The sequence below is a fragment of the Mycobacterium sp. UM_Kg27 genome (genome assembly GCF_000972905.1).
Lineage (GTDB): Bacteria > Actinomycetota > Actinomycetes > Mycobacteriales > Mycobacteriaceae > Mycobacterium.
Genome location: NZ_JRMM01000144.1, coordinates 1 through 10324, shown reverse-complemented (window position 1 = coordinate 10324; position 10324 = coordinate 1). Strand labels below are relative to the sequence as shown.

10 protein-coding genes and 1 pseudogene are annotated in these 10324 nt (G+C 67.2%); 8 read left to right on the top strand and 3 right to left on the bottom strand.

Going from position 1 to position 10324, the window contains the following annotated elements:
* The 5 genes and pseudogenes from LI94_RS18115 to LI94_RS18095 form a co-directional block, all read left to right on the top strand.
* A pseudogene (locus LI94_RS18115) lies at nucleotides 1–516 on the top strand (histidine phosphatase family protein); the annotation flags it as partial.
* Nucleotides 517–682: 166 nt separating this feature from the next.
* Nucleotides 683–1735 (top strand): phosphoglycerate mutase family protein, encoded by a 1053-nt coding sequence (locus tag LI94_RS18110; protein ID WP_046302065.1) that lies wholly within the window; start codon nucleotides 683–685, stop codon nucleotides 1733–1735.
* 75 nt (nucleotides 1736–1810) lie between these two features.
* On the top strand, nucleotides 1811–2785 hold the full coding sequence (locus LI94_RS18105) for a class I SAM-dependent methyltransferase (protein ID WP_046302064.1): 975 nt from the start codon (nucleotides 1811–1813) through the stop codon (nucleotides 2783–2785).
* Complete coding sequence (locus tag LI94_RS18100; RefSeq protein ID WP_082105810.1) at nucleotides 2782–3984, top strand: SAM-dependent methyltransferase; 1203 nt, start codon at nucleotides 2782–2784, stop codon at nucleotides 3982–3984. The genes LI94_RS18105 and LI94_RS18100 overlap by 4 nt, the downstream gene beginning before the upstream one ends.
* 76 nt (nucleotides 3985–4060) lie before the next feature.
* Complete coding sequence (locus LI94_RS18095; protein WP_024440214.1) at nucleotides 4061–4765, top strand: esterase; 705 nt, start codon at nucleotides 4061–4063, stop codon at nucleotides 4763–4765.
* Nucleotides 4766–4785: 20 nt separating this feature from the next.
* On the opposite strand, the gene LI94_RS18090 is transcribed toward LI94_RS18095, so the two are convergent.
* The gene (locus LI94_RS18090) at nucleotides 4786–6084 is read right to left on the bottom strand and encodes a PQQ-binding-like beta-propeller repeat protein (RefSeq protein ID WP_046302062.1); all 1299 of its coding nucleotides are present in this window, start codon (nucleotides 6082–6084) and stop codon (nucleotides 4786–4788) included.
* A 90-nt stretch (nucleotides 6085–6174) separates the two neighbouring features.
* Here LI94_RS18090 and LI94_RS18085 point away from each other — a divergent pair, with 90 nt between their 5' ends.
* Genes LI94_RS18085 through LI94_RS18075 form a run of 3 tightly spaced genes read left to right on the top strand, consistent with a single transcriptional unit; the run spans nucleotide 6175 to nucleotide 8449 of the window.
* Nucleotides 6175–6915 (top strand): acyltransferase, encoded by a 741-nt coding sequence (locus LI94_RS18085; RefSeq protein WP_046285259.1) that lies wholly within the window; start codon nucleotides 6175–6177, stop codon nucleotides 6913–6915.
* Nucleotides 6916–6923: 8 nt separating this feature from the next.
* Nucleotides 6924–8063 (top strand): FAD-dependent oxidoreductase, encoded by a 1140-nt coding sequence (locus tag LI94_RS18080; protein WP_046302061.1) that lies wholly within the window; start codon nucleotides 6924–6926, stop codon nucleotides 8061–8063.
* On the top strand, nucleotides 8063–8449 hold the full coding sequence (locus LI94_RS18075; RefSeq protein ID WP_024440210.1) for a PPOX class F420-dependent oxidoreductase: 387 nt from the start codon (nucleotides 8063–8065) through the stop codon (nucleotides 8447–8449). The genes LI94_RS18080 and LI94_RS18075 overlap by 1 nt, the downstream gene beginning before the upstream one ends.
* 14 nt (nucleotides 8450–8463) lie before the next feature.
* Here the strand turns inward: LI94_RS18075 and LI94_RS18070 are convergent, their stop codons facing one another.
* Both LI94_RS18070 and LI94_RS18065 read right to left on the bottom strand, forming a co-directional pair.
* Nucleotides 8464–9300 (bottom strand): class I SAM-dependent methyltransferase, encoded by an 837-nt coding sequence (locus LI94_RS18070; RefSeq protein WP_152664868.1) that lies wholly within the window; start codon nucleotides 9298–9300, stop codon nucleotides 8464–8466.
* A gap of 45 nt (nucleotides 9301–9345) precedes the next feature.
* The gene (locus LI94_RS18065; protein ID WP_046302059.1) at nucleotides 9346–10293 is read right to left on the bottom strand and encodes an LLM class flavin-dependent oxidoreductase; all 948 of its coding nucleotides are present in this window, start codon (nucleotides 10291–10293) and stop codon (nucleotides 9346–9348) included.
* Nucleotides 10294–10324 lie beyond the last annotated feature (31 nt).

Below are 10324 nucleotides of genomic sequence, written 5' to 3'. Positions count from 1 at the left end.
GATGTGTATAAGAGACAGATCTACGACGCCACTACGGCAGACTCGGACAGCTCGGGCGTGGCGTTTTCGCACGGTGCCGCGATCATGGCCTGGACGATGATGAACGTCCAGAACCCCGATTGGGGGCTGTACTTGGACACCCTGGCCAATGACCGCGGGCTGCCCAACACCGGACAGGTCGTGGTGGAGGGCAACCCCACCGACGGCTGGACGCTGGTCAGCTGGAACGGCACCGAGGTCGCCGAGAACCCGGGTCTGCTCACCGGATTGTTCGTGGACTGGCGCGACCTGATCACCGTGCCGCAGATGGCCGGCTGGCACATCTGGGAGGCCATCCTGGGTGGGGACCCCTCCGACATCTTGGCTGCGCTGCAGACCGGCTTCAGCGAGGTGTTCTCGGCGCTGGTGGAGTTCCCGCAAGCAGTGATCGACACCATCACCGGTGCGTTCGGCGATGCCGCGGGCAGCGGCTCCGCCGAGGCGTGGGGCGACCTGCTGGGGGCCCTGGCTATCTAGCCCCTGACCCGCAGCGGCGAAGCCGGGTGTGGCGCTAGCTTGCCGCACCCGGCTTCGCGGAGTCCGACGAACCTGCGATTTCCTGAACGCTGGGTATTGCCCCGCTCTCGATAACATAGATAAGCTGTGATATCGGCCACATTGTGTCCTATCTGGGGGGATAGACATGCTGCCAATCATCAGCCGTACGTGGATAAGTGCCGGGATCACGCTGGTTGCCGTCGGAGTCGTCACGCCGGTAGCGGCGCCGGTGTCCGCCGCCGTGCAGGTGGCCGACATCGCGCTGACTGCCGAGGACATCACGCTGGATCTGGTGCGGCACGGGCAATCGACGGACGACGTCAACAACATTCTTGGCACGCTGCCGCCCGGTGCTCCCCTCACGGCGCTGGGCGAGCAGCAGGCGCAAGACGTGGCCGCTGCCATCCAGCAGCAGTTCCCCGACGGTATCGCCGGCATCTACGCCTCGGAACTTATCCGGACCCAGCAGACCATGGCAGCGCTGGCCCAACTGCCCGGCATGCCGGCTGTGCAGGTTCTGACGGACCTCAACGAGATCCCCGCCGGGCTTTTCGAAGAACAGCCCCGCAACCTGCTCACCGAAGCGTCCTTCTTCTTGCCGATGGCTTCGTGGATCCTGGGCAACCTCTTTGTCTCCGAGCCCGGCACCAACTACAACGGGGTGGTCTTCGACGAGCAGGTCGACCAAGCCGTCCAGACGATGTACGACAACACCATCGCCGGAGACGGCGCCACGACCGCGGTGGCGTCCTCCAGCGGCGGGGTTATCGCCATCTGGATACTGATGAACGTCAAGAACCCCGATATCTGGCCGATCATCCAGACGGTGCTCGAAAACGGCGGCCCGCCCCCCAACGGGGGTCAGGCCATCCTCGAAGGCAACCCCACCGACGGTTGGACGCTGGTCAGCTGGGACGGCATACCCGTCTCGGCAACCCCGGACCTGTTTACCGGGTTGTTCGTCGACTTCCGCGATCTGATCACCGCGCCGCAGATCGCCGCCTGGAACATCTGGGAGGCCATCCAGGGTGGCGATACCGCCGACATCACCGCGGCGCTGCAGACGGGCTTCACCGACGTGCTCGCCGCAGTCACCGCGTTCCCGCAGGCCGTGATCGACACCCTCACCGGCGCGCTGGGCGACAGCACCGGCTCAGCGGCCGACTCCTTGGCAGATGGCTTGGTGGGCGCGATCTGAGTCGCGGTCGCGCCAGCAGTGACCTGGTTCCGCCCGGCTTCGCCGTGCAGATATCACCTATTAGGCTGACCTACCATGACCAGTACGGACCCCACGCCGAACCCGCACGCCACCGCCGAGCAGGTGGAGGCCGCCCGGCACGACAGCAAGCTCGCCCAGGTGCTCTACCACGACTGGGAGGCTGAGCAGTACGACGAGAAGTGGTCTATCTCCTACGACGAGCGCTGTATCGACTACGCCCGGGGCCGCTTCGACGCAATCGTGCCCGCTGCCGAGCGGACCGGCGAAACGCCGCTGTATGACCGGGCGCTGGAACTGGGCTGCGGCACGGGATTCTTCCTGCTCAACCTCATGCAGTCCGGCGTCGCGCGGCGCGGCTCGGTCACCGACCTCTCGCCGGGCATGGTCAAGGTCGCCACTCGCAACGGTCAGGCCCTCGGTCTGGACGTCGACGGCCGGGTCGCTGACGCCGAGGGCATCCCTTACGAGGACAACACGTTTGATCTGGTGGTCGGCCACGCGGTGCTGCATCACATTCCCGACGTCGAACTGTCGCTGCGTGAGGTGGTGCGAGTGCTCAAGCCGGGTGGGCGCTTCATCTTCGCCGGGGAGCCCACTACGGTCGGCAACTTCTACGCGCGCCGGCTAGCCGACCTGACCTGGAAGACCACGGTCGCGGCGATGAAGCTGCCCGGCATGGGATCCTGGCGCCGACCGCAGGAAGAGCTCGACGAGAACTCCCGCGCCGCCGCCCTCGAGTGGATCGTGGACCTGCACACCTTCGAGCCGCGCGACCTGGAGCGGATGGCGACCAACGCCGGCGCGGTCGAGGTGCAGACCGCCAGCGAAGAGTTCACCGCCGCGATGCTGGGCTGGCCGGTTCGCACCTTCGAGTCGACGGTCCCGCCGGGCAAGCTCGGCTGGGGCTGGGCGCGGTTCGCCTTCGGCAGCTGGACGGCCTTGAGCTGGGTGGACGCCAACATCTGGCGCCGGGTGGTGCCCAAAGGCTGGTTCTACAACCTGATGATCACCGGGGTTAAACCGTCCTGACTGCCGGCTTCAGATTTGAAGTCGACGACGTCGGCTATCTGAGCTCGCCGGCCGGGGCCACCGCCCTGGGCGAGGTCGCCGGTTTTGCGCTCACCGACGCCACCCGGATCGCCGACATCGCCGCCCTGCGCGGCCGCTTCGGCACCCGGACATCGGCGTTGGTCGAGACCGTGCTGCTGCGCCGGCGTGCCGCCGCCAAATTGGTTGAGCTGCCCGGCATCTCACGGTGGCTGTTCACCGACGAGGCGCTGCAGCAGGCCAGTGCCGCGCCGGTGGCACGGCACCGCGCGTACCGGATCGCGGCCGCGGCACCGGGTGCCGCCGTACACGACGTGACCTGCTCGGTCGGCACCGAGCTGGCAGCGCTGTCCGAGCGGATCGATCGGGTGCTGGGCAGCGACCTCGACCCGGTACGGCTGGCGATGGCTCGCCACAACGTGGGCGGGGCCGTCGTGCGAGCTGATGCCCTGGCACCGGTCAGCCGCGGCACCGTGGTACTGGCCGACCCCGGCCGGCGCGCCGGTGGGCGGCGTCGGTTCGACCCGGCCGACTATCAACCCGCCCTGGACCTGTTGGTGGAGCGCTATGCGGGTCGTGACCTGGTCGTAAAAGCCGCTCCCGGAATCGATTTCGAGAAAGTTCGGACGCTCGGCTTTCACGGCGAGATCGAAGTCACCTCGTGGCGCACCTCGGTTCGCGAGGCCTGCCTATGGTCGCCCAGCCTGACCGAAACCGGGGTGCGCCGCCGCGCGGTGATCCTCGACCGCGGCGAGCAGATCACCGACGCCGAGTCCGATGACTGCGACGTGCGGCCGGCGGGGCGCTGGATCATCGACCCCGACGGCGCGGTGGTGCGGGCCGGTCTGGTCCGCCAGTACGGCGCCCGGCACGGGCTCTGGCAGCTCGACCCCGACATCGCCTATCTGTCCGGCGACGAACTACCGGACGGCTTACGCGGATTCGAGGTGCTCGAAACGCTGGCCTACAGCGAAAAGCGCCTTCGGCAGGCGTTGTCGGTCCACGACTGCGGTGCCCTGGAAATCCTGGTGCGCGGCGTACGCGACGTGCAGGCTGACCCGGACGGTCTGCGTCGCCGGCTGCGTCTGCGCGGGACGCAGGCTCTGTCGGTGGTGATCACCCGCATCGGGACGGGGGCAACCGCGCGGGCGATTGCCTTCGTCTGCCGTCCGTCGCGCTGAGCGGCCCGGTAAGCTGTCGTCTTCAGGCCATTCCTGCTTGCTGCGGCAAGGCGACACAAAGCGAGACAAACCGACAATGCGCATTCTGGTGGCCGTCCTGTTGGCGGGCGGTGCAGTGGGCAGCTGGCTGGGCATGACGGGGATACCCTCGGCGGGCGCGGTTTCGCCCTGTGCCGAACTGGGCGGCACGGTCGAGTCCGGACAGTGCCACGTCCACTCGTCCAACGCCAACTACACCCTTGACATGCGGTTTCCGGTCGACTACCCGGACCAGCAGACCCTGACCGACTACCTGGTGCAGAACCGCGACGGGTTCTTGACGGTGGCCAAGTCGCCCGGGTCGCGCGACATGCCCTACGAAATGGACGCCACATCCGAGCAGCACCGTTCGGGTCAGGCCCCCAAGGGCACCCAGAGCGTCGTGCTGAAGATCTTCCAAGACCTCGGCGGCCCGCAGCCGTCCACCTGGTACCAGTCGTTCAACTACGATCTGGCGACCCGCAAGCCGATCACCTTCGACACTCTGTTCGCCCCCAACAGCAAGCCGCTGGACGCGATCTTCCCGGTGGTGCAGCGCGACCTCGAACGCCAGACCGGGGTACCGGCGATCCTGATCTCGCCGGGCTCGGGGCTGGACCCGGCGCACTACCAGAATTTCGCCATCACCAATGACGAGGTGATCTTCTACTTCGCGCCCGGCGAACTGCTGCCGATGAGCTCCGGTGCCACGTCGGTGAAGGTGCCGCGCACCGCGCTCCCGCCGCTGGCTGTCGCGGTGTGATGTCGGGGGAGTAGCCGCGATCAGGCGGGGGCGAAGCTGAACACCTGGCCGGCGCTGGTGGCAACCGCCACCCGCCGGTCATTGCCGACTGACACCCCGACGGGAAACCCGCGCGCTTCGGGTAACGGATAGTTGTTGAGGCTGTGGCCGTCGGCCGGGTCGAACACCAGCAGCGACAAGCCCGCCGGACCCAGACTGGTGCCGGCGACCACGGTGTAGCCGACCTTGCCGGCCAGACTCGACGAGGACAGCGGCACGACGTCCTCGCGGCGCCACACCTGCTCGGCGTAGTCACCGCGGTCGGCATAGGCAGTCAGTTCGGTGTCGGGGCCGCCGCCCGAGACGATCAGTCCGCCGGGCGTCACCGCCGGCGGTGTTTGCGCCAGGAACTTCAGCGGCACTGACCATTTCGCCTTGCCGTCGGCGGCGTTGATCGCCCACAGGCGCTGGTCGCGTCCGTTGACGTAGACCGTGGAACCGTCGGCGGACAGCACGGGGCTGGCCAACACGCCGGCCGCGACCGCGTCGCTGCTCCACTCCAGGGTGAGCAGCGGAACGCCGCCCGGGTGGTATTTGAGACCGACCAAGCCGGACTCCTTGGCGCCCGGCTGCCACAGGCTCACTACCGCGATGTTGCTCTGTGGCGAGAAGGCGGGTGCGGCGGACACCGGGCAGTCCGGTCGGGCGTCGGCGCAGTCGGACAGTCCGCGCCGGAAGTCGGTCGGATCGACACCGTCCACCAGGTCCAGTGGCGTGCCGACGACCGCGCCGCGATGGGTGTCGAAAATCAGCACCTGGCCCAAATGGGTCACGACCAGCAGCAGGCCGTCACCGAGGATGCGCGGCGTGGAGGGCATTCCGATCACCGGTGCACGCCAGCGGATCCACTGGGTGGGCGGAAACGACAGCATGGCGCCGGGCTGCCCCACATAGACGTTGTCGAAGCCGTCCATGAGTGCGCCGAAGAACCCGCCGCCCTGATGCAACCGCGTACACCAGCGCTGCCGGCCGCGGTCGGCGTTCTCCCACTGCATCAGCGAGCAGCCGGCCTCGGTCTGGGCGTTGAGCATCATCCAGCCGTGGACTCCCAGGGCGGGCTGTGCTCCCAGCTCACCCTTGACCGAACGGATCCAGTCCAATTGCAGGTCGGTGGCGCCCGCGGTGGCGGTATGACTGCTGTTGGCGGCATCGGCGTACTGGGCGGGCCAGCCCGGCGCGGGCGCGGCATCCACCCACGAATCGGTGTTCGCGCAGCCGCCTAGAAGCCCTGTCAACGCCGCCACGGCGATTCCGGCCAGGACACCACGTCGCCGCAACACAGTGGCAATCCCCAATCCTCGGCCGGGCAGTGAACGAGTCCAGGTGAGGGTAGCGCGTGGCGCGAAGGCGCTCGCGTAGGCTTTCCGGCCATGACGACGATGTGGGGCGCTCCGATCCACAAACGCTGGCGGGGTTCGCGCCTGCGGGACCCGCGCCAGGCCAAATTCCTCACGCTGGCCTCGCTGCGCTGGGTACTGGCCAATCGGGCCTACACACCGTGGTATCTGGTGCGCTACTGGCGGCTGCTGAAGTTCAAGCTGGCCAACCCGCACATCATCACCCGCGGCATGGTTTTTCTCGGCAAGGGCGTGGAGATTCAGGCCACCCCGGAGATGTCGTACATGGAGATCGGCCGCTGGGTGCACATCGGCGACAAGAACACCATCCGGGCCCACGAGGGCTCGCTGAGATTCGGCGACAAAGTGGTGCTGGGACGCGACAACGTCATCAACACCTATCTCGACATCGAGCTCGGTGATTCCGTGCTGATGGCCGACTGGTGCTACGTCTGCGACTTCGACCACAAGATGGACGACATCAACGTGCCGATCAAGGACCAGGGCATCATCAAGAGCCCGGTGCGGATCGGACCGGACACCTGGATCGCGGCGAAGGTCACCATCCTGCGGGACACCAGCGTCGGCCGCGGCTGTGTCCTGGGCGCCCACGCAGTGGTCAAGGGCGTCATCCCCGACTACTCCATCGCGGTCGGCGCGCCGGCCAAGGTGGTCAAGAACCGCAAATTGGCCTGGGAGACCTCGGCTGCCGAGCGGGCTGAGCTGGCCGCCGCGCTGGCCGACATCGAACGCAAGAAGGCCGCCCAGGGCTGAGTCGCATCGTGACGCGACCGCGGGTGGTCGTAGCGGGCCTGGGCGACAGCGGCGTGCTCGTCGCGATCCGGCTGGCCCAGCACGCCGACGTGGTCGGCATATCGGTGAAACCCGCCCTGGTGAGCGGCCAGGAGCTGGGCCTGCGCCTGTCCCGCCCGCAGCAGTGGGCGCGCGACTACTGGCTGCCGTTCGACCGATTCCCGCGGCTGGACGCGGTGCGCACCGTGCACGGCGAGGTGACCGGTGTCGATCTGAGCGTCAGATCCCTGACCGTCAGGTGCGCCGACGGCGTCACCCGCGATGAGCCCTATGACGCCCTGATCATCGCGACCGGAGTCAGCAACGGCTTCTGGCGTCGGCCCACCACACAGTCTGCCGGCGACGTCGCCGCGGAGCTGACCACCGCACACTCCCGACTGGCCACCGCCGGTTCGGTCATCGTCGTGGGCGGCGGTGCCGCGGCGGTCAGCAGCGCCGCCAACATCGCCCGCACCTGGCCGGACAAGCAGGTCGATCTGTATTTCCCCGGCCAGCGCCCGCTGCGTGAGCACCACCCGCGGGTCTGGCGCACCGTCAAGCGCAGATTGGTCGAAGCGCGCGTGGGCCTGCATGCCCAACACCGCGCCGTCGTGCCCCACGGGTTCGGCTGCGACCGCATCACCGACGACCCGGTTCGGTGGAGCACCGGTCAGGACCCGGCCTCAGCCGATGCCGTGCTGTGGGCGATAGGCAAGGTGCGACCCAACACCGCCTGGTTGCCGGCCGAGCTGCTCGACGAGGCCGGCTTTGTCCGGGTGACGGCCGATCTGCGGGTTCCCGGACATCCGACGGTGTTCGCAATCGGTGACGTCGCGGCGACCGACCCGTTGCGCAGCTCGGCCCGCAACCGCGCGGATGGCCTGCTGGCCCACAACGTGCGGGCCGCCCTCGACGGCAGGCCGCTACGGCACTACCGGCCACCCACCAGGCGGTGGGGTTCAGTGCTGGGGCCTCAACCCGAGGGCCTGGAGGTGTTTGCGCCGTCCGGGCGCGCGTTTCGGTTCCCGGCCTGGTCGATCGAGCGGGTGCTGTATCCGTGGATCGTCCGGCGGGGCATTTATCGCGGCGTGCGCCCCAACGATCCGCTGAAAACTGCCAGAATCGACTGATGACGACACCCGCATTCTCCGATGTGTACCGGGAAAAATACTTGCTACTGACGACGTTCACCAAGGACGGCAAGCCCAAACCGACCCCGGTGTGGGGTGCGCCCGCCGGGGACCGGTTGTTGGTCATCACCGACGACGGGTCGTGGAAAACCAAGCGCATCAACAACACTCCGCGGGTCACCATCCAAAAATGCGGAGTCCTGGGTAAACCCAAAGGGGAACCCGTTGAGGCGGTGGCCCGGGTCCTGCCCAAGTCCGAGACCCGGCGGGTCTACGACGCCGTGGTCAAGCGGTACTGGTGGCACGCCTGGTGGTTCGTCCCGCACTCGCTGGTGCGCGGTGGGATAGACAAAGTGCACATCGGCCTGGAGATCACCGCCGCCTGATCCGTCTCGAGTTCTCAGGCGAACTCGAGCAGCGTGTAGGCGCCCCGGAAGTTCTTCATCGGACCCCACTGCCAGAAGGCCGGAAACACGGTTCCGAAGAACAGGCCGCGACCTTTGGGCATAGGTACATCGTGCACGGCTCTGATACCGGGCACCGTCTTGGCCAGCCCGGCGAGCTGACGCGCCGACAGGCTGAACGGCATCGGGGGCACGCGATAGTGCCGGGATGAACGCATCCCGCGCGGAGCGATCTTTTTGACCACGGTCGGTGGGACATCGAAGAACATCTGACCGCCGGGGAAACGCTCGGCGCACGCCGTGATGAGGTCCATCGCCTGGCGCGGCTGCAGATACATCAGCAGACCTTCGGCGGTGATGAAGACGCCGGCGCTCGAATCGACCTGCGTCATCCAGCTGTAGTCCAAGGCCGACTGCGCCAGGTTGGTGATGCGTGGTGACGTGGGCAGCAACCGTTCGCGAAGCCGCATCACCGGCTCCAAATCCACCGACACCCAATTGAATCGCGGGTCAGGAATGGCACTGTCCAGCCGCCAGAAGCTGGTTTGGAAGCCTTCGGCAAGCGCCACCACGGTCGCCTCGGGGTGCTCCTGCAGATAGGCCGTTGCGCATCGATCAACGGCCAGCGACCGTAGCGCCATCTCCTGGCCGCGGCGTCCAAATTTGTCGAAGTCGAACGCGATGGATTCGACGAGTCGGATCGCCTCCGGGTCATCGATGATGGCGTTGGAGTGTGCGGCCTGATACGCCCGCCCGTTGAGCGTCATCAGGGCGGTCTCCGAAACTCCATTCAGCGCACGGGCGTCGACTTTGGATTCGGCTGGACGGTCCATCCCGCCCATACTATCGGAGAGAGCCGTCGGGCCGGGTTGTCCCAGTTAGGGATTCAATGCCGGCAGTACCCGTTCGACCAGCAGTCGCAGGCTCTCCCAGCCCTCGTCGAGCGGCAGCCCGCCGATCAGCGGGTGCAGTGTCACCCCGGTGCGGCCGGCGCGACACTGTTCGACGAGCTCGTCAGGGGTCAGCACCTCGATCTTGGCGGACGCGCGCAGCTCGTCGACCGTGTCGGTGCGACTCTCGTTGGGGCGAGGCAGCTGCGCCACCGCCCACGAGCTGTATTCGGTTGCCTCGTGCAGGAAATACTCACCACATCGGGCCCATGCGGCTTCGGGGTCGGTGGTCAGATGAGTCACGGTATTGCCGTTCTCGGGACTGAAGACGAACCCCTGCTTTCCATGGCGTGCCAGTTCCTCTCGATACCGGGCTTCGATCTCGGGCATGGGCATCGGCGGTGAGAACGGCAATCCGAACCGGGCCGCTCGGCGGGCGGCGGCGGTGCTCATCCCGCCGATGAAGAACACCGGATGCGGCTTGGTGTACGGCTTGGGTGTCACATCGATCAGCTGGCCGCGGTATTCGAAAGGCGCGTCTCCCCAGGACTTCAGCAGCACCTCGAGGCACTCGTCCATCAGGCGGCCCCGCCGCCGGAAATCCTTACCCACAGCGTGGTATTCCTCTGGGCGGTAACCGATTCCGGCGACGAAACTGACCCGTCCGGCGGATAGGTGATCGAGCACCGCGATGTCCTCGGCGAGGCGCACCGGGTCGTAGAGCGGTACCAGCAGGGCGTTGACACTGATGCGGATGTCGTTGGTGCATCCGGCGACGGCGGCGGCCATCAACAGCGGCGCGGGCAGCCAGCCGGTGGCCGCAAGATGATGTTCTTCGCAGCCGATCGCGGTGACGCCGTTGGTGTCGGCATAGGACGCCATCTCCAACGCGGCCCGGTACCGCTCGGCGTGCCCGGCACCGGGGGTGTTCGTCATGTTCAGGCGCAGGGCTGTCTCTTATACACAT